22 protein-coding genes and 1 rRNA gene are annotated in these 23,523 nt (G+C 68.0%); 10 read left to right on the top strand and 13 right to left on the bottom strand.

Annotated features, from left to right (window positions below; genetic code table 11):
* Window positions 1–142: 142 nt before the first annotated feature.
* From rrf to rlmM, 3 genes are all read left to right on the top strand, one after another.
* A 5S ribosomal RNA gene (gene rrf, locus DFP85_RS10570) occupies window positions 143–258 on the top strand.
* Window positions 259–465: 207 nt separating this feature from the next.
* Window positions 466–894: a DUF2721 domain-containing protein gene (locus DFP85_RS10565; RefSeq protein ID WP_133636244.1), complete on the top strand. Its 429-nt coding sequence runs from the start codon at window positions 466–468 to the stop codon at window positions 892–894.
* A complete protein-coding gene (gene rlmM, locus DFP85_RS10560) occupies window positions 891–1,958 on the top strand; it encodes a 23S rRNA (cytidine(2498)-2'-O)-methyltransferase RlmM (protein ID WP_133636243.1) in 1,068 nt (355 codons plus the stop codon). The genes DFP85_RS10565 and rlmM overlap by 4 nt, the downstream gene beginning before the upstream one ends.
* Window positions 1,959–1,976: 18 nt before the next feature.
* On the opposite strand, the gene DFP85_RS10555 is transcribed toward rlmM, so the two are convergent.
* Window positions 1,977–2,267 carry an antibiotic biosynthesis monooxygenase family protein gene (locus DFP85_RS10555; protein WP_106228982.1) on the bottom strand — a complete coding sequence of 97 codons (291 nt, stop codon included), beginning with the start codon at window positions 2,265–2,267 and terminating at the stop codon, window positions 1,977–1,979.
* 41 nt (window positions 2,268–2,308) lie between these two features.
* Between DFP85_RS10555 and tusA the strand changes: the two genes are divergently transcribed.
* A complete protein-coding gene (gene tusA / locus DFP85_RS10550) occupies window positions 2,309–2,560 on the top strand; it encodes a sulfurtransferase TusA (protein ID WP_106228983.1) in 252 nt (83 codons plus the stop codon).
* 15 nt (window positions 2,561–2,575) lie between these two features.
* Here the strand turns inward: tusA and DFP85_RS10545 are convergent, their stop codons facing one another.
* From DFP85_RS10545 to DFP85_RS10535, 3 genes are all read right to left on the bottom strand, one after another.
* Window positions 2,576–3,295, bottom strand: coding sequence for a hypothetical protein (locus tag DFP85_RS10545; protein WP_133636242.1), 720 nt, complete (start codon window positions 3,293–3,295; stop codon window positions 2,576–2,578).
* 97 nt (window positions 3,296–3,392) lie between these two features.
* Window positions 3,393–4,472: a DUF3080 family protein gene (locus tag DFP85_RS10540; RefSeq protein WP_243737272.1), complete on the bottom strand. Its 1,080-nt coding sequence runs from the start codon at window positions 4,470–4,472 to the stop codon at window positions 3,393–3,395.
* Window positions 4,444–5,892 (bottom strand): MATE family efflux transporter, encoded by a 1,449-nt coding sequence (locus DFP85_RS10535; protein WP_243737271.1) that lies wholly within the window; start codon window positions 5,890–5,892, stop codon window positions 4,444–4,446. The genes DFP85_RS10540 and DFP85_RS10535 overlap by 29 nt, the downstream gene beginning before the upstream one ends.
* A 149-nt stretch (window positions 5,893–6,041) precedes the next feature.
* Here DFP85_RS10535 and DFP85_RS10530 point away from each other — a divergent pair, with 149 nt between their 5' ends.
* Window positions 6,042–6,617, top strand: coding sequence for an elongation factor P hydroxylase (locus DFP85_RS10530; RefSeq protein WP_133636241.1), 576 nt, complete (start codon window positions 6,042–6,044; stop codon window positions 6,615–6,617).
* Window positions 6,618–6,653: 36 nt separating this feature from the next.
* Complete coding sequence (locus DFP85_RS10525; RefSeq protein WP_133636240.1) at window positions 6,654–8,825, top strand: thiamine pyrophosphate-dependent enzyme; 2,172 nt, start codon at window positions 6,654–6,656, stop codon at window positions 8,823–8,825.
* Between the two features lie 16 nt (window positions 8,826–8,841).
* Here DFP85_RS10525 and DFP85_RS10520 read toward each other — a convergent pair whose 3' ends face one another.
* Both DFP85_RS10520 and DFP85_RS10515 read right to left on the bottom strand, forming a co-directional pair.
* Window positions 8,842–9,396, bottom strand: coding sequence for a hypothetical protein (locus tag DFP85_RS10520; RefSeq protein ID WP_243737270.1), 555 nt, complete (start codon window positions 9,394–9,396; stop codon window positions 8,842–8,844).
* Between the two features lies 1 nt (window position 9,397).
* Window positions 9,398–10,285, bottom strand: a complete 888-nt coding sequence (locus DFP85_RS10515; RefSeq protein ID WP_243737269.1) for a TatD family hydrolase — start codon at window positions 10,283–10,285, stop codon at window positions 9,398–9,400.
* Window positions 10,286–10,385: 100 nt separating this feature from the next.
* On the opposite strand from DFP85_RS10515, the gene DFP85_RS10510 reads away from it, so the two are divergent.
* A complete protein-coding gene (locus DFP85_RS10510; protein ID WP_133636238.1) occupies window positions 10,386–12,317 on the top strand; it encodes an ATP-binding cassette domain-containing protein in 1,932 nt (643 codons plus the stop codon).
* Between the two features lie 83 nt (window positions 12,318–12,400).
* On the opposite strand, the gene DFP85_RS10505 is transcribed toward DFP85_RS10510, so the two are convergent.
* Window positions 12,401–12,856: a universal stress protein gene (locus DFP85_RS10505; protein ID WP_133636237.1), complete on the bottom strand. Its 456-nt coding sequence runs from the start codon at window positions 12,854–12,856 to the stop codon at window positions 12,401–12,403.
* A gap of 106 nt (window positions 12,857–12,962) precedes the next feature.
* Between DFP85_RS10505 and DFP85_RS10500 the strand changes: the two genes are divergently transcribed.
* The gene (locus tag DFP85_RS10500; protein WP_133636236.1) at window positions 12,963–13,493 is read left to right on the top strand and encodes a preprotein translocase subunit YajC; all 531 of its coding nucleotides are present in this window, start codon (window positions 12,963–12,965) and stop codon (window positions 13,491–13,493) included.
* Window positions 13,494–13,499: 6 nt separating this feature from the next.
* Here the strand turns inward: DFP85_RS10500 and slyA are convergent, their stop codons facing one another.
* Window positions 13,500–13,943: a transcriptional regulator SlyA gene (gene slyA / locus DFP85_RS10495; protein ID WP_133636235.1), complete on the bottom strand. Its 444-nt coding sequence runs from the start codon at window positions 13,941–13,943 to the stop codon at window positions 13,500–13,502.
* Window positions 13,944–14,012: 69 nt separating this feature from the next.
* Window positions 14,013–15,446, bottom strand: coding sequence for a DUF5924 family protein (locus DFP85_RS10490; RefSeq protein ID WP_341776974.1), 1,434 nt, complete (start codon window positions 15,444–15,446; stop codon window positions 14,013–14,015).
* A 144-nt stretch (window positions 15,447–15,590) separates the two neighbouring features.
* Here DFP85_RS10490 and fadB point away from each other — a divergent pair, with 144 nt between their 5' ends.
* Together fadB and fadA are read left to right on the top strand one after the other, a co-directional pair.
* Complete coding sequence (fadB, locus tag DFP85_RS10485) at window positions 15,591–17,792, top strand: fatty acid oxidation complex subunit alpha FadB (RefSeq protein WP_133636234.1); 2,202 nt, start codon at window positions 15,591–15,593, stop codon at window positions 17,790–17,792.
* Between the two features lie 63 nt (window positions 17,793–17,855).
* Window positions 17,856–19,034: an acetyl-CoA C-acyltransferase FadA gene (gene fadA, locus DFP85_RS10480; protein ID WP_133636233.1), complete on the top strand. Its 1,179-nt coding sequence runs from the start codon at window positions 17,856–17,858 to the stop codon at window positions 19,032–19,034.
* Window positions 19,035–19,114: 80 nt separating this feature from the next.
* Here the strand turns inward: fadA and DFP85_RS10475 are convergent, their stop codons facing one another.
* The 4 genes from DFP85_RS10475 to DFP85_RS10460 all read right to left on the bottom strand — a co-directional run bounded on the left by DFP85_RS10475 (window position 19,115) and on the right by DFP85_RS10460 (window position 23,497).
* Window positions 19,115–20,149, bottom strand: a complete 1,035-nt coding sequence (locus DFP85_RS10475) for a TAXI family TRAP transporter solute-binding subunit (protein ID WP_133636232.1) — start codon at window positions 20,147–20,149, stop codon at window positions 19,115–19,117.
* A 264-nt stretch (window positions 20,150–20,413) separates the two neighbouring features.
* Window positions 20,414–20,566 (bottom strand): hypothetical protein, encoded by a 153-nt coding sequence (locus DFP85_RS10470; protein WP_341776973.1) that lies wholly within the window; start codon window positions 20,564–20,566, stop codon window positions 20,414–20,416.
* A 72-nt stretch (window positions 20,567–20,638) separates the two neighbouring features.
* Window positions 20,639–22,861, bottom strand: coding sequence for a patatin-like phospholipase family protein (locus DFP85_RS10465; protein ID WP_166644632.1), 2,223 nt, complete (start codon window positions 22,859–22,861; stop codon window positions 20,639–20,641).
* A 63-nt stretch (window positions 22,862–22,924) separates the two neighbouring features.
* Window positions 22,925–23,497: a lipid-binding SYLF domain-containing protein gene (locus DFP85_RS10460; RefSeq protein ID WP_133636230.1), complete on the bottom strand. Its 573-nt coding sequence runs from the start codon at window positions 23,495–23,497 to the stop codon at window positions 22,925–22,927.
* Window positions 23,498–23,523 lie beyond the last annotated feature (26 nt).

The raw sequence follows: 23,523 nt of genomic DNA, 5'->3' as shown, positions 1-23,523 counted from the left end.
TGTGGAAGCGCTGCAAGGCGTTGAGCTAACCGGTACTAATGGCCCGTGAGGCTTGACCATATAACACCCAAGCGGTCTGCCGATGGCGACCGACATGACGGATACGACGAGACGTATCGTCAGCATGATTCACCGTTTTTCGCCTGACGACCATAGCGTGCGGGAACCACCTGATCCCATGCCGAACTCAGCAGTGAAACCGCTCAGCGCCGATGGTAGTGTGGGGCCTCCCCATGCGAGAGTAGGTCATCGTCAGGCACTTATTCAGAAACCCCGGCCATTGGTCGGGGTTTCGTCGTTCCGGGGGCCTCCCCATGAAGAGTAGCGGAGCGCCGCCCGGGTCTTCGTCAGGCACCTATCCCGAGAAGACCCCGTGTTCGAAAGAGCACGGGGTCTTTTCATGTGCGGCCGGTGAAAGTGTCACCTGTTATCATGGCGTTGCGAATGACAACCGGAGATCGTTCCTTGACGTTGACCACCCCGGCCCTGCTTTTTCCCGCCATCTCGCTGCTGTTGCTGGCCTATACCAACCGCTTCCTGGTGCTCGCCCAGCTGATCCGCAAGCTGGCGGACGAGGAGCGTGACCGGCATCAGTCCGGCACCGCCCGACAGATCGTGCTGCTGCGTCGGCGCATCTCCCTGACCAAACGCATGCAGGTGGCGGGCGTGCTGAGCTTCCTGCTCTGCACGCTGTCGATGTTCGCGCTCTTCCTGTCGCTCGAACTGCTGGGCATGCTGCTCTTCGGCGTGAGCCTGGTGACCCTGTCCATATCGCTGATCTACTCGCTCTGGGAGGTGACCATTTCCACCAATGCACTCAATGTCCAGTTGCAGGATATCGAGGACCTGAGGAAGAGCACCTCCGCGGCGGCGGCCGAGGAGGCCAGCCCATGAGCGTGCCCGGCGAACTGCTGCTCTATTGTCGCCCCGGGTTCGAGCATGACCTGGCGGCAGAGCTTGCGGACAAGGCCATGGCGCTCGGCTGGCAGGGAGAGGCTGATGCCAGGCCCGATGCGGGTTTCGTGCGCTTCATCGCTGCCGGCGATGCGCCGGCCAATGCCCTGCATCGGGCACTGCCGCTGGCAGGCCTGGTGTTTGCCCGCCAGAGCCTGCTCGCACTGCCGCCCCTTGCGCTCCCGCGCGAGGATCGCCTCTCCCCGATCATCGAGCAGGTGGTGGCGAGCGGCTGGAGCTTCGACTCGGTCTGGCAGGAGACGCCGGACACCAACGAGGCCAAGGCCCTCGCCGGCCTGATCAAGGCACTGAAGCGACCGCTGGAGTCGCTGCTCAAGAAGCGCGGCGCCCTGCGGCGCAAGGCCGGGGGGCGTCGGCTTCACCTGCTGTGGAGTGACGGCGACCGCGTGCAGCTGGGCATGAGCTTCCCCGGCAATCGCAGCGAACTCGCCGGGGGAATTCGCCGGCTGCGTTTTCCCCATCGTGCGCCCAGCCGCTCGACCCTGAAGCTGGAGGAGGCCTGGCACGAATTCATCCCGCGAGACGAATGGGACGAGCGTCTGGGGGAGGGCATGCAGGCGGCCGATCTGGGTGCCGCTCCCGGCGGCTGGACCTGGCAGCTGGTGCAGCGCGGGATGCATGTCTATGCCATCGACAATGGCCCCATGGACAAGGGGTTGATGGCCACGGGGCTGGTGGAGCACCTGCGCGAGGATGGCTTCGTCTGGGAGCCGCCCGGTAGGCTCGACTGGCTGGTGTGCGATATCGTCGACAAGCCGTCGCGCGTGATGGCGATGGTCCAGCGCTGGCTGGTGAGGCGCTGGTGCCGCGAGGCGGTCTTCAACCTGAAGCTGCCCATGAAGCGGCGCTGGCAGGAGGTCTCACGCTGCCTCGCGGGCCTGGAGTCAGCGCTCGCCGAGGCCGGCGTGCGGGCCGAGGTGGCGTGTCGCCACTTCTACCATGATCGCGAGGAGGTGACGGTACACGTGCGGCTCCTGGACTGATGGGGATCCGCGAGCCCGTCAGTGGGTCGTCGGCTCGTAGATGCGGATACGCTCCTCCTCGGTCAGCAGCGGCAGCAGGCTCTGCATGACCCGGGCGCGTGTCTCGCTCTGGTACCACTCCTTCCAGGCGCGCATGTCGCGCCACTTGGTGATCATCAGACGTCGATCGCTGTGGCCAAGCTCGACGAGGCTCTCGCCGCCGACGAAGCCACGTGCGCCCAGGGAATGGCGCATGGCCTCCCTGGCCGCTGCCTCGTATTCCTCCTCCAGGCCGGGCATGATACGACGTTCGATAATGATCTTGATCATCCGTTACTCCCTTACTTAACTATCCTGCAACGAGGTCATCGATGGTTGATTCCGCGGATTCCCTGCCGGCCTGTGATGCGCAACTCGATACCACGGGGCTCTACTGCCCTGAGCCGATCATGCTGATGCACAACAAGGTGCGTGACATGCACGCGGGGGAGGTGCTCAAGGTGATCGCCAGCGATCCGGCGACGACCCGTGACATCCCCAAGTTCTGCAGCTTCCTCGGGCATGAGCTCCTGCACCAGCAGGAAGACGACGGCAGCTATCTCTACTTTATCCGTCTCGGCTGAGTCGCCGCCAGTCCGTCAGTCGCTCGGCGTGTCAACGTCGCCGCTGCCGGGCATGACCATCAGTGCCAGGGCCTCGAGGGTGGTGGGGTCCTCGTGGCGGATGCGGTTGGCGATCTGCCGCTGGAAGAAGTAGACCACGCGGTGGCGGCTGTGGCCGGGGTAGAGGCAGGGGTCGCCGGGCAGGATCGGGGTGGTCTCGATGAGGCGTTCGTCGGCAAGCAGGGCCTCCACGGTGCCGTCGCTGTAGAGTCGCCAGCCGAAGACCTGCTTCAGCTGCCAGGGTGCGTCGCTCTCGTCCATGCACAGGGCATGGGTCCCCTGGGTCTCGGGAAGCTGCTGGATCAGCGTGGTCTCGTCGGTCTCCTCGTAATCGAAGTAGGCGGCAGCGTGCTCGAGTTCCAGCACCTTGTGCTCGGGCGCCTCCTCGAAGAGCTCCTCTGTCTCCGGGTCGCGATAGCCGATGAAATGGCCGTGCTCGGCGTCATCCAGGCGGTGGCAGGGCGTGAGGGCTTCCATCCACGGCACCAGGCCGACCACCTCGCCATCTTCCTGGAGTCCCCAGGCCAGCAGGGGCATGCCGTACAGGGTGTCGGCATCCGAGGCGAGCCGATAGACCATTTCCAGGTTGTCCAGCTCGGGCGAAAGGCGGACCAACCGGCGCCGGGCCAGTTGACGTTGGCGCATGGCCTCGAGGTCGATGACCTGGGCGGAGCGGGGTGACTGCGGGATTCCCATGATGTCCCTCCAAGTGCTGCGTGGTCACGGCATCGGCCTGGTAAGCAGCGCACTGCGTCACTGTTGTCTCATCAATAGCACAGAGTGATTGCCGAGGTTAAGTCCCGGGGGCTGATCCGCAGTGATGGGCGAGCCGGTTGTGCAATGCAGTGTGGTGGTCCCGGGCCGCCGTGAAGGCCGGCAGGGGAGCCTCGGGGTTGCTCAGCGAGAGCCAGCGGCGCCGATAGTCGGCCACTGCCGGCGGGGGCACCACATGCACCGCGAGCAGGGCGTCGATGGCCCCGAGCCACTGCCGGGCGGCGAGATCGAGGTCGTCCAGCCATGCCGCCAGCCGGGTCGCCTCGGGGGAATCGGCCAGGTCCTCGGCCGCCCCGCGACAGCTGGCACCGTCATCTTGTTCAAGGGTGGCCTCGATCAGTATCGAGGCCTCGCCCAGGCGCTGCTCCGCGAGCAGCAGGGCACGCAGCAGCTCGGCAGAGAGCGGGCGCTCCTGCAGGGTCTTGAGGTGACCCTCGAGGGTGGCCGAGTCGGCCGTCCAGTCCCGGTTGAACTGATACAGGGTCGCCTTGCGCAGATAGCGAAGTGCGGCACTGCGCTCCTCGACCTCGCCGAGGGCCTCGGGGGAGAGGGGAGAGCTTGCCCGGGAGAAGTTCTTGACCCATTCCTCGGAGTCGAACAGGGCGTTCCAGCTGACCCTTGGCAGCTGTTCGGTCTTGATGGCGGTGAGCCGGGCCAGGCGTTCACGGCTGTCATCGGAGAGGGCGTCCGGGACGTCGCCGTTCCAGCAGCTACTCAGCCGGCGCCACAGTTCGAGCTCGTAGAGCCAACGCTGGCTGGGGGCCGCCACCTTGCCGAGCTGGTTGTTGCGTCCCGCCACGAGGTTGGCGATGTGGCACTCGCGCAGGGCATAGATATCGAGCATGCCCTCGCGGGTCTCGGCAATCTCGAACAGCCGCTCGTCCTGCTCGGGGAAGGCGCCGATGTTGTCCGGGGAGGCGCGCTCAGGTGCCTCGACGCCCAGGGTCTCGGCCAGGCGCTGCTGGTAGTCGCCCAACAGGGTCTCGCTCTCGCCCTCGCCGCAGCCGGCCATCAGCGTCAGCATCACGGCCAGCAGCATGCCTCGCCCGAGGCAGGTCACGCCCCTGCGATCACTCGACGGGAATCTCGATCTCTCCATGGACTATCGCCTTGCTCATGCGCCTGAGTCGCTCGCCCAGCAGTACCGCAGCCGTCGTCAGGCCGGCGATCAGGCCGATCCAGTAACCATGCACGCCCAGCGGTCCGATCCACCCGAACAGGCCGTGTCGTCCCAGCCAGTGGCCGCCCCCCAGCCCTACCAGCCAGTAGGCCAGCAGGGTGATCAGCATGATGATCCGGGTGTCCTTGTAGCCGCGCAGGGCCCCGGCCAGGTTGACCTGTAACGAGTCCGAGACCTGGAAGATCATGGCCAGTCCGACCAGCGACAGGGTGAGGCGTGCCACCTCGCTGTCATGAGTATATAGCCCGATCACCGGTTCGGCGGTGAGCCACAGCAGCAGGCTGTTGAGCCCCGCCACGGCCAGCGCCACCAGGATGCCGTGCCAGGCCACCAGTCGGGCGGCTTCAGGGCGGCCCTGCCCCAGGGTGTTGCCGACCCGCACGGTCAGGGCCATGCCCAGGGAGAGCGGCAGCATGAAGAGGATCGAGGTGTAGTTGAGCGCCACCTGGTGGGCCGCCACGGTGATCTCGCCGAGGCTGGCAATGAACAGGGCGATCAGGGTAAACAGCGTCACCTCCACGAAGATCGCCACGCCGATGGGCATGCCCACGTGCAGCAGCTCGCCGATCAGCTGCCAGCGCAGGGGCGTGGGCGAGTGCCAGAGCGCGACGTCCCCGTAGGCCCGGGAGTGCCGGGTGTAGGCGATCATCGCCAGGCCCATCACCCACATGGAGATCGCGGTGGCAATGCCACAGCCCAGGGCGCCGAGGGCCGGCAGGCCCTGCACGCTGCCGGGCAGCCAGTCGCCGAACAGTCCCGTCAGCCCCTCGCCGCCGTAGATCAGCACGAAGTTGCAGGGGATGTTCACGCCGAGGCCGACCAGACTGATCCACAGCGACGGTCGGGTATGGTTCATGCCGTCCGAGAAGGCGCGCAGCGCCTGGAAGAGGGCCACCCCGGGCATGCCGAAGGCCACGGCGGCCAGGTAGGCGGCGGCGCGCCCGGCGACCTCCTCGGGCACCGCCATCAGGCGAAAGATCGGCATCACCGTGAACCACAGCAGCACCGCGGCGACCATGCCCAGGGCGAGGGCGATCCACAGTGCCTGGTGGACGCTGGGGCGGATCCCCGCCGTGCGGCCGCCCCCCAGCAACTGGGCGACGATCGGCGTCAGCCCCATCAGGGTGCCGGTCATGAACAGCATCAGCGGCATCCACAGGCTGGAACCCACCGAGACCGCCGCCAGGTCAGTGGCGCTGAGTCGCCCGGTCATCATCACGTCGACGACGCTCATCCCGGCCTGGGCCAGCTGGGCCCCGCAGATGGGCAGCGCCAGGCGCATCAGCGGACGCGTTTCCTTGCGGCTGGTGGCCAGCAGGCGTGAGGCGAACGAGGCCAAGGCAGCAGCTCCATGCGTCGAGGGTGAGTCGGCAGCGTCCGGCCCGGGACGAGCGCCGACAGGCCGTCCAGTCTATCAGGAGGCGGCGATTTTCGCGCCGCGCGGCCTTGCCCCTATAATGGCGCCCTTTATGCCTTCCAGGAGCCTGCGTGAGCCACCGACTCGAGGATGTCATTGCGCTGTTCGACGGCCTCTTCCTGCCCCGCTACCGGACCCGCCTGGTGCGCGGCGGCGACGAGCCGCTCTACCTGCCGGCCGACGAGGCCTCCCCCTGGCACCGGGTGATCTTCGCCCGGGGCTTCTTCGCCAGCGCCCTGCACGAGGTCAGCCACTGGTGCATCGCCGGGGCCCGCCGGCGACGGCTCGAGGACTACGGCTACTGGTACCTGCCCGACGGCCGGGATGCCCGCCAGCAGCGCGACTTCGAGGCGGTGGAGGTGGCGCCCCAGGCACTGGAGCGGCTCTTCTCCGAGGCCTGCGGCCGGCCCTTCAGCGTCAGCGTCGACAACCTGGGCGAGGTGGAGGTCGACCGCGAGGGCTTCCAGGCGCGGGTCGAGGCGCGCGCCGAGCGCTACCTGCGCGAGGGCCTGCCGGCGCGCGCGGCGGCCTTCCGGCGGGCGCTGGCGGCCTTCTACCGGGAAGGGGCCAGTCTCGAGCAGGCCGTGGCAGCCGGGCACCGTCGGCTCGCGTCGGCGGGATCGCGGCCCGTCGAGGCGATCGACTAGGCTGTAGGGCAGTGTCCAGCCGACCGGAGGCCGACCGTGGCCGACTCCCTGCCCCAGGAACAGCGCTTCCTCGCCGCCCTGCATGACGACACCTGGCCCGCGCCGTCACACGACGGCTCCCTCGAGACGGCCGGGCTCGACCCCGAGGGGCTCGTCGAGCTCTTCGAGTCCCAGCTGACCAGCCGCCACCTCGACCTCCAGGCCCGGCGGCTCCAGGCACGGGGCGAGGGCTTCTACACCATCGGCAGTGCCGGCCACGAGGGCAACGCCGCCATCGCCCGCGCCTTCCGGCCCGCCGATCCCGCCTTCCTGCACTACCGTGATGCCGCCTTCCTGATCCAGCGCAGCCGTGCCGTGCCGGGCCAGACGCCAATCCGCGACCTGCTGCTGAGCTTCACCGCCTCGTCGGAGGACCCGATCTCCGGCGGGCGCCACAAGGTGCTGGGCTCCAGGGCGCTCAACATCCCGCCGCAGACCAGCACCATCGCCTCCCACCTGCCCAAGGCGGTGGGGGCGGCCCACAGCCTCGGCCTGTGGCGTCGCCTGGGCGGAGGAGGCGAGTGGGCGCCGGACAGCGTGGTGATCTGCAGCTTCGGCGATGCCTCCTTCAACCACTCCACCGCCCAGGGCGCCCTCAATGCCGCGGGCTGGGCCGCCTGGCAGGGCGCGCCCATGCCGCTGGTGATGGTCTGCGAGGACAACGGCATCGGCATCTCCATGCCCACGCCGCCCGGCTGGATCGCCGCCAGCATGCGTGCCCGCCCCGGCTTCCACTATCTCGCCTGCGACGGCCTCGACCTGCTGGACACCTGGCGGGTCGCCCGCGAGGCGGCGCACATCGCCCGCACCCGTCGCCAGCCGGTATTCCTGCACATGCACTGCGTGCGCCTGTTCGGCCATGCCGGCTCCGATGCCCAGCAGGCCTACCTGTCGGCCGCGCGCATCGAGGCCGACGAGGCCCGCGACCCGCTGCTGGTCAGCGCCGGCCTGCTGCGTCGCCACGGCGTGCTCTCCGTGGAGGAGATCGCCCAGCGCTACCGGGAAATCGGCGAACGGGTGGCCCGGGAGGCCGAGGCGGTGATCCGGCGACCTCGGCTCGAGAACGCCGCCCAGGTCATGGCGAGCATCGTGCCGCCGTCGCGCCCCGGCCGGCAGGCCCCCTGGCAGGGGGAGGTCGATGCCACCCCGGCCCCCATGGCCAGGCTGATCAACCAGGCGCTGGTGCGGCTGATGACCCGCTACCCGCACCTGGTGATGGCCGGCGAGGACATCGGCCGCAAGGGCGGCGTCTACGGGGTCACCCAGCGCCTGCAGGCGCTGTTCGGCCCGCACCGGGTGATCGATACGCTGCTCGACGAGCAGAGCATCCTGGGGCTGGGAATCGGTCTGGCCCAGAGTGGGCTGGTGCCGATCCTCGAGATCCAGTTCCTCGCCTACCTGCACAACGCCGAGGACCAGCTGCGTGGCGAGGCGGCCACGCTCAGCTTCTTCTCCGCTGGTCAGTTCACCAACCCGATGGTGGTGCGCATCGCCGGGCTCGGCTACCAGAAGGGCTTCGGCGGCCACTTCCACAACGACAATGCCATCGCCGTGCTGCGCGACATTCCCGGGTTGCTGGTGGCCTGCCCGTCCAGCGGGGCCGAGGCGGTGGGGCTGCTGCAGGAGGCCGTCCGCCTGGCCGACGAGGAGCAGCGGGTGGTGGTGCTGATCGAGCCCATCGCCCGCTACCACGCCCGGGACCTGCTGGAGGAGGGGGACGATCGCGCCTGCTGCGCCGACCCGGGGCCGGACTACCGCCTGTCGGTGGGCGAGCTCGGCCAATGGGGGGAGGGGCAGGACCTCGCCATCGTCAGCTACGGCAACGGGATGCACCTGTCACGGCAGGCGGCCGCCCGCCTCGAGGCCGAGGGCATCGCGCTGCGCCTCATCGACCTGCGCTGGCTCACCGCCATCGACCACGATGCCCTGCACCGCCGGGTGGCCGACTGTGCGGCCATCCTGGTGGTGGACGAGTGCCGGCGGTCGGGCTCGCCGAGCGAGGAGCTGGTCACCGGCCTGGTCGAGCGCGGCGTGGCGGGCGAGCGCCTGGCGCGGCTCACCGCCGAGGACAGCTTCATTGCCCTGGGGCCGGCCGCCACGGTCACGCTGCCCTCGGTGGCGGGCATCGTCGCGCGGGCCAGGGCGCTGCTGGGCCGGTCGGGGGCGTAGCTACCCTGGGGCCCGCTCAGTCGTCGACGTCGTCGCCGTCCAGCAGGCGGCCATCGAAGGGGGTAGCCTCGGGCGGCGCGACGCCCGGGGTGAGGCGCTGGTGCAGGTTGAGCATCACCGCCACCTCGTGCTCGGGACGCAGCGGTTCGAGGCCCATCTCGCCGAACAGCTCGCCCCGGGCCCGGGACCAGTCGCCGGGCTCGAGCTCATGATAGAGGCTGTCTGCCGGGGCCAGTTCGACGAAGGGGTCGAGGCCGTAGGTGTCGAAGAGTCGTGAGATCGCCGCCTCGTCATCACTCACGCCGGCCGTGTAGAGCGTCGCGCTGAAATGGTCGTTCTCCAGCTCGCGGATCACGTCCAGCGGGCTCACGCCCATGCTGTTGAGCTCCTCCAGGCTGTACTCGCCAAGCGACACCATCTCGCTGTCCAGCCAGTCATCGTCCGGCTGGATCAGGGTATGCTTGACCCGCCCATCGGGCAGCGTCCAGGCGATGGCCAGCGGCAATGCGCCGTCCTCACCGGTCTCGACGGCGATGAAGCCGGGAATCTCCTTGCTCTCGGGGCCGGCCATGTCAGGGCTCCTCATGTTCGTTGGTGCGGTGCGTCTCGCCCGCCGGCAGGCGGAAGAAGGCGAGCGCGGTCGCGGTGGTGGCTCGGGCCAGTTCGGCCTCGTCCATGCCCCGCCAGTGGGCGATCTCCCGCACGATCCAGGGCAGCAGCGCCGGTTCGTGGCGTCTGCCCTTGAGTTTGGCAGGTAAATTGCGCGGCAGCAGGTACGGGCAGTCGGTCTCCACCATCAGCCGGTCCAGGGGAATCTCGCTGACCAGTTCGCGCAGGTGGTGGCCGCGACGCTCGTCGCACAGCCAGCCGGTCAGGCCGATATGCAGGTCCAGATCCCGGTAGCCGTAGAGGGTCTCGCGGTCGGCGGTGAAGCAGTGGATCACCGCATCGGCGATATCGTCTCGCCAGGTATGCAGCATCTCGCGCATGCGCCGGCCGGCATCCCGCTCATGGAGGAACAGTGGCTTGCCGCTCTCCGCCGCCAGGCCGAGCTGGGCCTCGAAGGCGCGCTCCTGCTCGGCGGGAGTGGAAAAGTTGCGGTTGAAGTCCAGGCCGCACTCGCCCACCGCCACCACCTCGGGCTGGCGGTGCAGGTCGCGCATCGCGCGCGCGAGCGCCGGGTCCCAGCGGCTGGCGTCATGAGGGTGCACCCCGGCGGTGGCGAAGAGCCCCGGGTGGCGCCGGGCCAGCGCCACGGCCTGCTCGGCGTGCTCGCGGTCGGTGCCGGTGAGGATCAGGGTGGTCACGTTCGCCGCCCGGGCGCGCTGGATCGTCGCCTCAAGGTCGCGGGCGAAGCTCTCGTGGGTCAGGTTGGCGCCGATGTCCACCAGTGGGGCGGGCGAGGTGAAGCGCAGTGCCTCGGGCAGGACGTCGTCGAAGGTGTCGGTCGGGGCAACCAAGGCGGAACTCCTTCTGGGATCAGGCGCGCATTGTACCCGTCGCCACGCCGGGCCGGCCATGCGTTACACTAGCGCCCTCGATGAATGAAGAGGTGAGCGCGTGACCCTGCTACGTCTGGAACAGCTGCAACTGGCCTATGGCACCCAGGTACTGCTCGACGGCGCCGACCTGGTGCTGGAGAAGGGCGAGCGCCTGGCCCTGGTGGGGCGCAACGGTACCGGCAAGTCGACCCTGCTCAAGCTAGTGGCCGGCGAGATCCAGGCCGACGGCGGCCACATCTGGCGGGCCCCGGGGTTGAAGATCGGGGTGCTCGCCCAGGAGCTGCCGGATGCCACCGGCCAGACCATCTTCGACGTGGTGGCCCAGGGGCTCCCCGAGGCCGGTGAGCTGCTCTCCGAGTATCACCACCTGATCCACGACGAGGACCCGGACATGCGCCGCATGGCCGAGCTGCAGACGCGGATCGAGGCGATCGACGGCTGGTCCTTTCACCAGCGCATCGACGTGGTGCTGACCCGGCTGGGGCTGCCCGCCGATGCCGAGATGGCCGCGCTCTCCGGTGGCTGGCGTCGCCGCGTGGCGCTGGCCCGGGCGCTGGTCGCCGAGCCCGACCTTCTGCTGCTCGACGAGCCCACCAACCACCTCGACCTCGACACCATCGCCTGGCTGGAAGAGCAGCTGCTGGACTTCAATGGGGCCGTGCTCTTCATCACCCACGACCGTGCCTTCCTCTCGAAGCTTGCCACGGCGATCCTCGAGCTCGACCGCGGGCGCCTTGGCCGCTACCCCGGCGATTACGCCGCCTACCAGGAGCAGAAGACCCATGAGCTGGAAGTCGAGGCCCGGGAGCATGCCGAGTTCGACAAGAAGCTCGCCCAGGAGGAGGCCTGGATCCGCCAGGGCATCAAGGCCCGGCGCACCCGCAACGAGGGCCGGGTGAGGGCGCTGGAGCAGCTGCGCCGTGAGCGCAGCGAACGCCGCGAACGCCAGGGCAAGGCCTCGCTCTCCGTCGACAGCGGTGGGCGCAGCGGCAAGCGGGTGGTGAGCCTCGAGCACGTCACCCAGCGCTTCGGCGACGAGGTGGTGATCGACGACCTGAGCCTGGAGATCCAGCGTGGCGACCGCATCGGCTTCATCGGCCGCAACGGTGCCGGCAAGACGACGCTGCTCAAGATCCTGCTCGGCGAGCTCGAGCCGAGCGAGGGCAAGGTGCAGTTCGGCACCAAGCTGCAGGTCGCCTACTTCGACCAACTGCGCGCCGGGCTGGAGCCGGAGAAGAGCGTCTATGACAACGTGGCCCAGGGCAGCGACCGCATCGCCGTGGGTGGCCGCGACCGCCACGTGATGAGCTACCTGCAGGACTTCCTGTTCACCCCGGAGCGGGTGCGCCAACCGGTCAAGGCACTCTCCGGGGGCGAGTCCAACCGCCTGCTGCTGGCCAAGCTGTTCACCCAGCCGGCCAATGTCCTGGTGCTCGACGAGCCGACCAACGACCTCGACGTCGAGACCCTGGAGCTGCTCGAGGAGCTGCTCCTGAACTTCGACGGTACCCTGCTGCTGGTCTCCCACGACCGCGCCTTCATGGACAACGTGGTGACCAGTGTGCTGGCCTTCGAGGGCCAGGGACGGGTGCGCGAGTATGTGGGCGGCTACAGCGACTGGGTGCGCCAGGGGGGCAGGCTGCCGCCGGCCCCCTGGGAGGGGGCGGCGCGCCAGCAGGCCGAACCCGCGGCCCCGGCGGCGAGTGACACCCCGGCACCGGCCAGGTCGGCCGCCGAGGCTGCTCCGGCGAACCGCCCTGCCAAGCTCTCCTACAAGCTGCAGCGCGAGCTCGACGGCCTGCCGGCCGAGATCGAGCGCCTCGAGGGCGAGGTGGCCGCCTTCGAGGCACGGGTTGGCGACCCGGCCTTCTACCAGCAGGATGCCGAGACCGTCTCGGCGACCCTGCAGTCGCTGAACGATACCCAGGCCGAGCTGGAAGCGGCCATGGAGCGGTGGATGGAGTTGGAGGCGATGGCGGCCGGCGAGTGACAGGGCGAGGCGTCGCTGGCGTCGGGCCCCAAACGGCAAGGGCGCCCCTGGGGCGCCCTTGCGGTCTATCGGGGCGAGGGGGGTTACTCCTCGCTCTTCTCGCCCTTGGCGCCCACCCGTACGGCCAGCACGTCGCACTGAGCGCCGTGCAGCACGCCAGTGGAGGTGGAGCCGAGCAGCAGGGCGAAGCCATGGCGGCCGTGGGAGCCGACCACGATCAGGTCGACGTCATGCTCCTCGGCGAAGCGGTGGATCTCGGTATCGGGCATGCCCACCACCACGTGCTGGTTCTCGCGGGGAACATGGGTGTCGGCGATCTCCGCCAGGCGCTGCTTGGCGTGTTCGTCGAGCTGGTCCTGGATGCTGGTGAGGTCCATGGGAATGTCGCCGCCATAGGCGAAGCCCAGCGGCTCCAGGGTATGCATGATGGACAGCTTGGCCTTGTTGCGGTCGGCGATCTGCATCGCCCGCTCCAGGACCTTGTGGGAGTCCTTGGTCAGGTCGACGGCGACCAGGACATGACGATATTCATTGCTCATGATGTGACTCTCCGTACAGCATCCAGCGTGTTTGGGGATGCTTCCACTCTAGGACGGCTCGCATGACAAGACAACGACTTGCATCAAGATTCACAGGGAGAACGGCATGGCCTGGTTGATCATTCTCGTCGCGGTGATGCTGGTGATCTCGCCGCTACTCTGGCTCAAGCCGAACCCGCGCCAGAAGCGGGTGGCGCGGATGCGAACGGCCGTGAGCCGGGCGGGCGTCACCGTCAAGCTGGACAAGCCACCCTTTCATGAAGCCAGGGGCGTCATGCCCCACTACCGCTGGCCCTATCCGCCGCAACAGCCAGGGCCTGACTTCACGCTGGTGCGAGATGCCGAGGCCGGGCCGGCGCTCAAGCCGTTCCGCCATGGCTGGTACTGGCGCTTCGAGCCACTGCGGCCCCTGCCGGCGGCGGCCGAGGCACCCCTCGAGGCGCTGCTGACGCGCCTGCCGCTGGATGCCAGTGTGCTGGAGTCGAACCGGGCGGCCCTCGGGCTCTGGTGGTGGGAGTCGCAGGATACCGAGCGTTTCTCCAGCTACCTGGAGGACTTCACGGCCCTGCGTGACGCCCTCGCCGGGCGCCCCGACCATCCCGAGAAGGAGGTGCCCCTGGAGGGGCCACGCGTCTGAGCGCGATCACTCCGCATCCTCGCGGGCCTGGATCGCCAGGCCGTTCTCCTCGATGCGTGACAGCAGGCTCGCCAACTGGGCGACCTCCGCGTCGTCGAGGCCGGCCAGCATCTCGCTGCGCGCCTGGCTGACCACCGCATCGATCTGCTCCAGCAGCGGGGTGGCCTCGGGGGTCAGGAAGATGCGCTTGGTGCGGCGGTCCTGCTCGCAGCCGCGCCGCTCGATCAGCCCCTGCTCGGAGAGCTGGTCCAGGGTGCGGACCAGGGAGGGGGCCTCGACGCCGATGGCGCGGGCCAGGTCGCACTGCGGCTGGCCGTCACCCAGCCGCCAGAGGTGGTAGAGGGTGATCCAGCGGGTCTGGGTCAGGCCCAGCGGCGCCAGTCGCCGGTCGATGACGGCGCGCCACAGGCGCGGCACGCGGGACAGCTGGAAGCCGATGTTCTGGTGCATGGGTCTGTGCATCCGGGAGAAGCCTGAGCGGATTGTCCGAACCGCCGCCGTGGAATGCAAGCAGGCTTATCATTGCACGGGCTCGGCCGTCCCCGCGTCATCCTCTGCCTCGTCCGCCTCGTCCGCCTCGTCCGCCTCGTCCGCCTCGCCTGCCTCGCCTGCCTCGCCTGCCTCGCCTGCCTCGCCTTCGTCTCCTTTCTCGCCTGTCTCGTCCGCCTGCGTCTCGCCCTCCGGGGCCTCCTCGCCTCCCGGTGAACCGGGCGCCTTCGCCGCCGCTGGCTGGACCTTCTCCTCAGGTGCCTCCTCCTCAGGTGCCGCCTCGGGAACGGACTCGGGCCGGGGCAGCAACCGCCGGATATCCAGGCCGGGAATGCCCGAGGGCCGCTGTATCGTCCCGTCGGCCAGGGTCGCCGCCCCGGCGTCGTCACTCACCGTGAAACGCAGCATCCCGATCCGCTGGCCGCTGTCGGTCATCACGTCGATGCGCCATTCGCCACCCGCCTCCTCGGGGAAGTTCTGCTTGTGGCTCCAGGCCCGGTAGCCGGCCTCGCGCCCCCCCTGGATCTCCAGCGGGATGCGGTCGACCTCCACGCCGTCCCGTCGCCAGACATGCACCACCTCCTCGCGCAGGCCGCGGGGGGCATGGATCGCCGTGAAGGCATAGAGCCCCTCGCTGGCCAGTGCCGCCGGGGTCAGGGCGGTGCTGCCGAGCGGTCTCCTGGCCTCGGTATCGAACTCGGGCGAGAGGGCACTGCCCGAGATCCACAGGCTGGCCGGCGGCACCCAGGCGCGGCCCGCCCAGGCCACGCCGGCCAGCAACGGCAGCAGGGCCAGCATCGCCAGCCAGCGCGAGGGGCTCATGGGCCGCAGCAGGTGCATCAGGCTCGGCAGGCTGAACAGCACCATGGCGCCGATGGCCAGCAGCAGGCTCTGGCCGGTGGTCAGGTGGAGCAGGGTGGGCAGGGTGACCAGGACCACCAGGAACACGCACTGCGCATGGAAGGCGAAGTAGAGCCAGCGCAGCCGACCGGCCAGCCGGTAGTAGAGCGGGTCGAGGATCGACAGCAGCGCCATGGCCAGCACCAGCAGGGTGAAGAGCGCCTGGCCGCTGTGCCATACCGTGGTGGCGAGCAGGAAGGGTAGGGTGAAGAACAGGGTCTCCTGGTGGATCAGCTGGGCGATGAAGGTGGTCACACCACGAGGCAGGGGCGGATAGCCACGCCGGACCAGCAGCCGGCCGATCAGGCTCTCGGAGAGCAGCAGTCCCCAGGCCAGCAGCATGCCCAGGGCCAGCATCCCGCCCAGCCACTGCTGGCGCTCGACCAGAAAGAAGCTCCCCAGCCCGGCGGCCAGGGCCATCGGGGGCCACAGCCAGCTCCAGGGCCGGGCGAGCTCCACCAGGCGTTCGAGGCGGGACTGCCAGGCGCCGAGGCGCGGTGACGGCCTGCCGGCGGCGGGGGATGCAGGGGAGGGGGACGCGTCCCTCGGCGGTTCTCGGTTCATTCGCCGAGTCTAGCAGCGCTCGTCCCGCTGGGGTGAGTCGCCGGGAGCTGCCATGCTGTCGGCAGGGGCTTGACGTTCGGGCTCGGCTGCACCAAGCTGTCGAAAATCAAACGGCCGTATGAATTCCTGCATGGAGGTTCGTGGATGATCTATCAAGGCAATGCCATCACGGTGGCGCGTGGTCCCGAGGACGCAGGCGATGCCATCGCCACCCTGACCTTCGATCTGAAGGGCGAGTCCATCAACAAGCTCTCCAGCGCCGTGGTCGCGGAACTGGGCGAGGCCGTCGCGGCCCTCCGTGCCGAGAAGGGGCTCGAGGGGCTGGTGATCGGCAGCGCCAAGGAGGCGTTCATCGTCGGTGCCGACATCACCGAGTTCCACGGCATGTTCGAGCAGGGCGCCGAGCAGCTCGAGGGCATGCTCGAGCGGGTGCACGGCATCTTCAATGCCATCGAGGACCTGCCGTTCCCCACCGTCACCGCCATCAATGGCCTGGCCCTGGGCGGTGGCTGCGAGATCACCCTGACCACTGACTTTCGCGTCATGGCCGAATCCGCCAGGATCGGCCTGCCCGAGACCAAGCTCGGCATCCTGCCGGGCTGGGGCGGCTGCGTGCGCCTGCCGCGGCTAATCGGTGCCGACAACGCCATCGAGTGGATTGCCGGCGGCACCGAGAACCGCGCCGAGGCCGCCCTGAAGATGGGAGCGGTGGATGCCGTGGTGCCGGGCGAGCAGCTGCAGGCCGCGGCCCTGGACATCCTGACCCGCGCCCATCGTGGCGAGCTCGACTACCAGGCCCGCCGCGCCGAGAAGAGCGCGCCGCTCACGCTCGGCCCCATCGAGCAGATGATGACCTTCGAGACCGCCAAGGGCTACGTCAAGGGCAAGGCGGGGCCGCACTACCCGGCGCCGGTGGAGGCCATCAAGGTGATCCAGAAGGGCGCCGGCGAGTCGCGCGCCCGCGCCCAGGCCATCGAGGCCAAGGCCTTTGCCAAGCTGGCGCTCTCCGAGGTGGCCTTCAACCTGGTCGGCCTGTTCATGAACGACCAGGTGGTCAAGAAGAAGGGCAGCCAGTACGAGAAGCAGGCGCGTCCGATCAGGCAGGCGGCGGTGCTCGGCGCCGGCATCATGGGGGGCGGCATCGCCTACCAGAGCGCCTCCAAGGGCACGCCCATCCTGATGAAGGACATCAAGGAGGAGGCCATCGAGCTCGGCCTCAAGGAGGCCCGCAAGCTCTTCGCCAAGCAGGTGGAGCGGGGCAAGTTCTCCACCGGGCAGATGGCCGAGAAGCTCAGCAACATTCGCCCGACCCTCTCCTATGGCGACTTCGGCCACGTCGACCTGGTGGTCGAGGCGGTGGTCGAGAATCCCAAGGTCAAGGATGCGGTGCTCACCGAGGTGGAAGGCCAGGTGGGAGAGGAGACCATCCTCACCTCCAACACCTCGACCATCTCCATCACCCGCCTGGCCGAGAACCTCAAGCGGCCGGAGAACTTCTGCGGCATGCACTTCTTCAACCCGGTGCACCGCATGCCGCTGGTGGAGGTGATACGTGGCGAGAAGACCGGCGACGCCGCCGTGGCGGCCACCGTGGCCTACGCCCGGGCCATGGGCAAGACGCCCATCGTGGTCAACGACTGCCCGGGATTCCTGGTCAACCGCGTGCTCTTCCCCTACTTCGGCGGCTTCAGCCAGCTGGTGGAGCAGGGCGCCGACTTCCAGCAGATCGACAAGGTGATGGAGAAATTCGGCTGGCCCATGGGCCCCGCCTACCTGCTCGACGTGGTGGGCATGGATACCGCGGTGCATGCCGGCGAGGTGATGGCCGAGGGCTTCCCGGAGCGCATGGCCGGCATGGCCGGTGAGCGGGGCGATGGCCAGGGCAAGAGCGCCATCCAGGTGATGTTCAAGAACGACCGCCTGGGCCAGAAGAATGCCAAGGGCTTCTACGCCTACGAGGAGGACCGCAAGGGCAAGCCCCGGAAGGTCACCGACGAGGCCGCCATCGCGCTGATCAAGGAGGTGGCCCGGGAGCGCCGCGAGTTCTCCGACGAGGAGATCATCGCCCGCATGATGGTGCCGCTGTGCCTGGAGACCGTGCGCTGCCTGGAGGACGACATCGTCGGCAGCCCCGCCGAGGCCGACATGGCGCTGATCTACGGCATCGGCTTCCCGCCGTTCCGCGGTGGCGCGCTGCGCTACATCGATGCCATGGGCGTCGACGCCTTCGTCAGCCAGGCGGAGCGCCTGGCCAAGGAGCTCGGCCCGCTTTACGCGCCCACCGAGAAGCTGCGCCAGATGGCCGCCGCCGGCGAGACCTTCTATGCCAGCCAGGCCCAGGGCTGACGCGTCCACAGCATATGCCACGCAACGGTCAGGACGTTCCGGACACTATTTAAGGAGTTATCGATGAGCTTGAATCCGAGAGACGTGGTGGTGGTCGACTGTGCCCGCTCCGCCATGGCCAGGGCCAAGAACGGCGCATTCCGCCACGTGCGCGCCGAGAACCTCTCCGCCGCGGTGATGCAGGCGCTGTTCGACCGCAACCCGGGGCTCGACCCGGCCGAGGTCGACGACGTGATCTGGGGCTGCGTCAACCAGACCCTGGAGCAGGGCATGAACATCGCCCGCAACGCGGCGATCCTCACCGGCATCCCCCACACCGTGCCGGCGCAGACGGTCAACCGCCTGTGCGGTTCCTCGATGAGCGCGCTGCACATCGCCGCCGCCAACATCCGGGCCGGCATGGGCGAGTTCTACATCATCGGCGGCGTGGAGCACATGGAGCACGTGGGCATGACCCATGGCGTCGACGTCAACCCGGCGGCAAGCAAGCACGTGGCCAAGGCGGCCATGATGATGGGGCTGACCGCGGAACTGTTGGGCAAGATGCACGGCATCTCCCGCAAGGAGCAGGACGCCTTCGGCGTGCGCTCGCACCAGCGGGCCCAGGCGGCGATGGAGAACGGCGGGTTCGACCGCGAGATCATCGGCATCGAGGGCCATGACGCCAATGGCTTCCGGGTGCGGGTCGACCGCGACGAGGTGATCCGCAGCGACGCCAGCCTGGAGAAGATGGCCGAGCTCAAGCCGGCCTTCGACCCCCGCGACGGCACTGTCACCGCCGGCACCTCCTCGGCGCTCTCGGTGGGGGCGGCCGGCATGGCGGTGATGAGCTACGAGCGCGCCCAGGCCCTGGGCCTCGCGCCCATCGCTCGCGTGCTCTCCACCGGCGTGGCCGGCTGCGATGCCTCCATCATGGGCTATGGCCCGGTGCCGGCCTCGAAGAAGGCGCTGAAGAGCGCAGGCCTGACCATCGACGACATCCAGACCGTGGAGCTCAACGAGGCCTTCGCCGCCCAGGCGTTGCCGGTGCTCAAGGACCTGGGCCTGCGCGACGCCATGGACGACAAGGTCAACCTCCACGGCGGCGCCATCGCCCTGGGCCACCCGCTGGGCTGCTCCGGGGCGCGCATCAGCACCACCCTGCTCAACGTGATGCAGGAGCGTGATACCACCCTGGGCCTGGCCACCATGTGCATCGGCATGGGGCAGGGCGTGGCCACGGTATTCGAACGCCTCAGGTAACCCGCCCGGCCTGATCATCGGCGCGGTGATACGCAGAACGGCACCCCCTCGGGTGCCGTTCTGCATTGCGCGCTCGGGGCTCAGTCGGGACGTGCCGCGTCGTGCACGGCCAGGCGGGGTTGCGCGTGGCGTTCGGACATCATGCTTTCGGCCTCGACCCAGCCCTGTTCGCGGTAGTAGCGCAGCGCCCCTTCGTGCAGGGGGGCGCTGAGCCCGTCCTGGATCATCGCCTGGGGCGTCAGCTGGCCCAGGGCGGGGTGGGCGGCCTTGAAGCGCGTGAAGTCATCGAAGACGCTGGCGACCAGCCGGTAGACCAGGTCAGGGTCGGTGTCCGCCGTGGTGACCAGGGTGGCCTTGACCCCGAAGGTCTCCACGGCCTGCTGGTCCGGGCCATAGAGGCCGGCGGGGATCGAGGCCCGCGTGAAATAGGGGTAGGCATCCACCAGCAGGTCGACGAAGTCGCCCTGCACGTCGACGATCTCGGCATCGCACAGCCGGATGGCCTGGGCCACAGAGGCGTTGGGATGGCCCACGGTATAGACCATGGCGTCGATGTTGCCGTGGCAGAGCTCCATGGACTGCTGGTCGGCCGGCAGGTCGTGGGTCTGGCGGAAGTTGGTGCGGCTCCAGCCCCGGGCATCCATCAGCCTGAGCATGGTGCCGCGCTGGCCGGAGCCCGGGTTGCCGATGTTCACCGAGCGCTGCTGGAGGTCCTCGAAGTCGCGAATCCCGGCATCACGGCGCACCACCAGGGTGAAGGGCTCGCTGTGCAGCGAGAAGACCGAGCGCAGCGCCTCGTTCGGGCCGTCATTGCGGAACCCTTCGGTGCCCAGGGTGGCGTACAGGTGCAGGTCCGACTGGGCCATGGCGAGCTGCAGCTCGCCGCGACGCAGCGCGCGCAGGTTGGCACTGGAGCCGTCGCTGGGCTGCGCCCGGCAGGGCGTCTCGACGACTCGGCACAGCGCCCGGCCGACCACGTGGTAGACCCCGGCAGGGCTGGCGGTGGCGATGATCAGGGGATCGTCGGCCTGCGCCGACGGCGGGTTCCAGAGGAACAGGCTGGTAACGCCGATGCCCAGCAGCCTTGCGGTAATTCCATGATTCCAGAGCTTCATGACTCACCTCGCGTCAGTGAGTCGGCCAGAGGCACTCCAGAACCAATGAGGGGGCTGGGCGGAAGCCGAAGGGCGGGACTTCGCATCGCGTCTGGTCGACGTAGCGTATTGTTCTGTTGATCTTGTCGTGTCTTGTTGTTGCGCGATCAGCCGATGCGGCATTCGACAAGGCCCGAAAATTCCTGCAAGTAGACGGGCCTGCTTGAGGTATAGCAGGTGCATAAAAACCGGAAGGGACTATCGACGGAATTTTATCGAATATGGTTAGAGCACGCCTGCGTCCAGCCCCGCGGCCATCGCCATGCCCAGTTCCTCCACCTGGTCGACGAAGGCCTCTTGCCACTCGCCGCGCAGGAGAAGCGGCGCCTGCAGGCCCGAGTGATTGCGCAGGAATCCCAGATACCCGAGTGTGAACACACCTTACGCGCAATGCATGACGACGATAAACTCAGGAAAGCCATCTGCACTAGCTGCTAATGAAAGCCCGTTTTACCGGAACTGCGGACGGCCAAGATAGAAGAAGATCGAGTCATAGCCCCCTTCGGCATGCCCGTAGCCGAGGTAGAGCGGGCCGATAGGACTGTCGGCACCCAGGAAGACACTTCCTGAAGATATGGCGTCATCGAAGAGGTCGCCCTTGTCCTCCCAGACGCCGCCGTACTCGAACGACCCCCCCAGGTACCATGACAGGAAGGGGAGGGCCTCGAACCGCCTGTAGTAGATGGCAGTGAGCACGCCTGCCTGCTGGCCGCTCAGGCTGTCTTCCGTATAGCCCGACAGGTTGAGAAATCCGCCGAGTCGAAAGCGGTCCTGGATGTCTGCCGATCCACTGATGGTCGAGTTGACCAGGCCACCAAGGCCTACCACATGGCCATTTCCGAGGCTGGTAAAACCATTGGCGACTAGCCTGACTTGTTCAAACTCGCTATCGCCACCGAGGTCTTCCCGAGCGATGTCGTACTCGACGGCGCCCAGCCAGCCTTCTTCCGGGAAGTTGTAGTTATCCAGGCGATCTACCGCAAGGCGAGCGAAGGCATTCCCGCTTTCATAGCTGAACTCGGGCAGCTCGGGCGAACCTGTCTTGACGTCGACTTCACCGTCACGATAGCGATAGCCGAGCCGGGACTCGCCATAGACGCTGAGCTCTCGCCCGAGGGCAAGCTCGGCACGTGCCTCCTTGACCCGGTATTCCGCGACCGCATCCCGCCGACCATCGAAGACATCCACGTTGGTGGCACCGTAACGGGCCCCGGTGTAGACGAAATAGCGTGACAGGCTATCGAGGGGTTGGTGCCACTCCGCCGCTAGCAGCGGGTCCTGGCCGATCTGTGTCGCCAGGCGGATTTCGCCGCCCAGGGGGTTGATCCCTGTGCGAAGGTAGGCTGCCCCCAGGTCATAGCTGTTGGTGCCCCGGATATCGCTGGACAGGTCCAGGCCGAACTGGAGGTAGTTCGGCCCCCAGCTCTTGGCGCGTGCGTCGACCAGCAGGCCGGTCTCACCCTGCTCCTCGACGAGGTCGTAGCGAACGTTCTGGAACAGTTCAAGGCCGTAGATGTGTGCGATGTCCTGTTCCAGCTGTTGTCGGTCAAGCGGTTCGCCGGTCCGTTGGCGTATGCGGTCATGAATCATGGCGTCGGATATCCCGGCGTCGTTCTCGATGCGGACGAACTGGATGATGGGCAGGTCACGCGGGGGCCTGGCGGTGCGGGCGGCCAGATGAGCCTGGTAGTCGCCTGCTGGCAGTGACAGCCGCCGCAGCTCGCTCCTCTGCGCATCGGCGGCCTGGTAGCCGATGGGCACCGCATCAGTAGCATTCACGAAGTCGGAGCTGGAGAAATCCCCGAGGGCAGGAATGATCAGGACGTCGGCTTCCGTCAGTGTCGCCAGCTGCTCCTCCACGTTGTTGCGGGTCAGGAGTGACGTCAGCTGGCCCGTGATCGCGAAGAGGTTGATGACCTCTTCCGCCGGCTTGATGGGGGTGCTGATATCCACGGCAATCACGATATCGGCGCCCATCTCCCGCACCACGTCCACCGGCAGGTTATCGGTGATGCCACCGTCCACCAGCAGGCGACCATCGACCTCGGCGGCGGCGAAGAGGCCGGGGACCGCCATGCTGGCACGCATTGCGGTTGCCAGGTCGCCTTCTCCGAGCACGACCTTCGCTCCACTGCCGATATCAGATGCCACCGCGCGGAACGGGATATGGAGGCGGTCGAAGTCCGTGGTATTGGTCACCGGCAGGGAGAGCGCTCGCAGCGCCAGGTCGAATTTCTGTCCCTGTATGGCACCGGTCGGGAAACGCGGCTTGCCGTCATCGGAAATCCCCAGCCGGGCCTTCACCAGGTAGAGGTCGTCGTCACGCTTGCGCCGGAAGGAGCGCTCGACTCGGGGTGGGGCGTCACTGAAGATATGCTCCCAGTCCATGGTCTTGAGGGCTTGCTCGATCTCATCCGGCGTCATCCCCGAGGCGTAGAGCCCACCGACGATGGAGCCCATGCTGGTGCCGGCGATATAGTCGATGGGGATCTTCATCTCCTCCAGCACCCTGAGCACCCCGAGGTGGGCTGCGCCCCGTGCGCCGCCGCCACTGAGGGCCAGGCCCACCTTCTGGCGGCCCGGCTGCGCGGCCTCGATGTTTGCCGCTACGGCCTGGGGAAGCAACAGCCCCCCCAGGCAGCAGCCGAGCACGATCAGGGTTCTTGTCACCATCTTGATCATCGTTATCGCCTTCTATCCCCTGGGGTATCGCGGATGCGCGGGATGGGGGCGCCGTCAACGGCCGGGCTGTATCCGGCTGAAGCGGGTTCCCTTCGCTGACCAGCCGCCCATCAACCCCTCGCTGCCGAACGCAAAGGCGGCTACGGCCCCCTGGTTCCTGAGGGTGTCGGCCGAGATGCCGGTGCCCACCTCGACGAGGGTCAGTCCAGCCTCGGCGCCTACCGTCCAGCCATCGCCGCTGCGAAACTTCTCCAGGGCGTCGTCGGTGAAGAAGATGAAGACCTGATTGGTCTTCTGGTAGCCGGCCTGAAAGCCGGCAGAGCCGGCCTCCATCTTGTAGTAGTCGGTGGTGCGCCCCTCCACCTGAAGGGCGCCTGTTCCCCACTGGGCCGCTACCAGGAAGCCGACCTTCCTGACATCCGGGATGACCAGCACGCCCTTGGCCTCGCTGAGGTAGTCGTCGGCACCGTCGACCTCGTCGCGAAACGCCCTCAGGGCGTTGGCGACACTGGCCTCGATCTCCGCCGCCGTGGGCGTAGCGGCCTGTACGCTGGTCGTTGTCACCATCAGGCCGGCAAGGACGATGGCCAGCAAGGCGGTCAGAATAGGTGTCTTCAGGGCTTTCATGTCAGGTTCTCCACGAGGTCATGGGC

The organism is Halomonas ventosae (assembly GCF_004363555.1).
In the GTDB taxonomy this organism is placed as follows: Bacteria; Pseudomonadota; Gammaproteobacteria; order Pseudomonadales; family Halomonadaceae; genus Halomonas; species Halomonas ventosae.
The sequence above is the reverse complement of the archived record's forward strand: the minus strand, read 5'-3'. Positions and strand labels throughout refer to the sequence as shown.

What these genes read in the sequence shown, in the direction of transcription:
- rlmM (WP_133636243.1), top strand. Translation starts at nt 891, where the DNA reads ATGAGCGTGCCCGGCGAACTGCTGCTCTATTGTCGCCCCGGGTTCGAG.
- DFP85_RS10555 (WP_106228982.1), bottom strand. Translation starts at nt 2,267, where the DNA reads ATGATCAAGATCATTATCGAACGTCGTATCATGCCCGGCCTGGAGGAG.
- tusA (WP_106228983.1), top strand. Translation starts at nt 2,309, where the DNA reads ATGGTTGATTCCGCGGATTCCCTGCCGGCCTGTGATGCGCAACTCGAT.
- DFP85_RS10545 (WP_133636242.1), bottom strand. Translation starts at nt 3,295, where the DNA reads ATGGGAATCCCGCAGTCACCCCGCTCCGCCCAGGTCATCGACCTCGAG.
- DFP85_RS10540 (WP_243737272.1), bottom strand. Translation starts at nt 4,472, where the DNA reads ATGGAGAGATCGAGATTCCCGTCGAGTGATCGCAGGGGCGTGACCTGC.
- DFP85_RS10520 (WP_243737270.1), bottom strand. Translation starts at nt 9,396, where the DNA reads ATGGCCGGCCCCGAGAGCAAGGAGATTCCCGGCTTCATCGCCGTCGAG.
- DFP85_RS10505 (WP_133636237.1), bottom strand. Translation starts at nt 12,856, where the DNA reads ATGAGCAATGAATATCGTCATGTCCTGGTCGCCGTCGACCTGACCAAG.
- DFP85_RS10500 (WP_133636236.1), top strand. Translation starts at nt 12,963, where the DNA reads ATGGCCTGGTTGATCATTCTCGTCGCGGTGATGCTGGTGATCTCGCCG.
- slyA (WP_133636235.1), bottom strand. Translation starts at nt 13,943, where the DNA reads ATGCACCAGAACATCGGCTTCCAGCTGTCCCGCGTGCCGCGCCTGTGG.
- DFP85_RS10490 (WP_341776974.1), bottom strand. Translation starts at nt 15,446, where the DNA reads ATGAACCGAGAACCGCCGAGGGACGCGTCCCCCTCCCCTGCATCCCCC.
- fadB (WP_133636234.1), top strand. Translation starts at nt 15,591, where the DNA reads ATGATCTATCAAGGCAATGCCATCACGGTGGCGCGTGGTCCCGAGGAC.
- fadA (WP_133636233.1), top strand. Translation starts at nt 17,856, where the DNA reads ATGAGCTTGAATCCGAGAGACGTGGTGGTGGTCGACTGTGCCCGCTCC.
- DFP85_RS10475 (WP_133636232.1), bottom strand. Translation starts at nt 20,149, where the DNA reads ATGAAGCTCTGGAATCATGGAATTACCGCAAGGCTGCTGGGCATCGGC.
- DFP85_RS10465 (WP_166644632.1), bottom strand. Translation starts at nt 22,861, where the DNA reads ATGGTGACAAGAACCCTGATCGTGCTCGGCTGCTGCCTGGGGGGGCTG.
- DFP85_RS10460 (WP_133636230.1), bottom strand. Translation starts at nt 23,497, where the DNA reads ATGAAAGCCCTGAAGACACCTATTCTGACCGCCTTGCTGGCCATCGTC.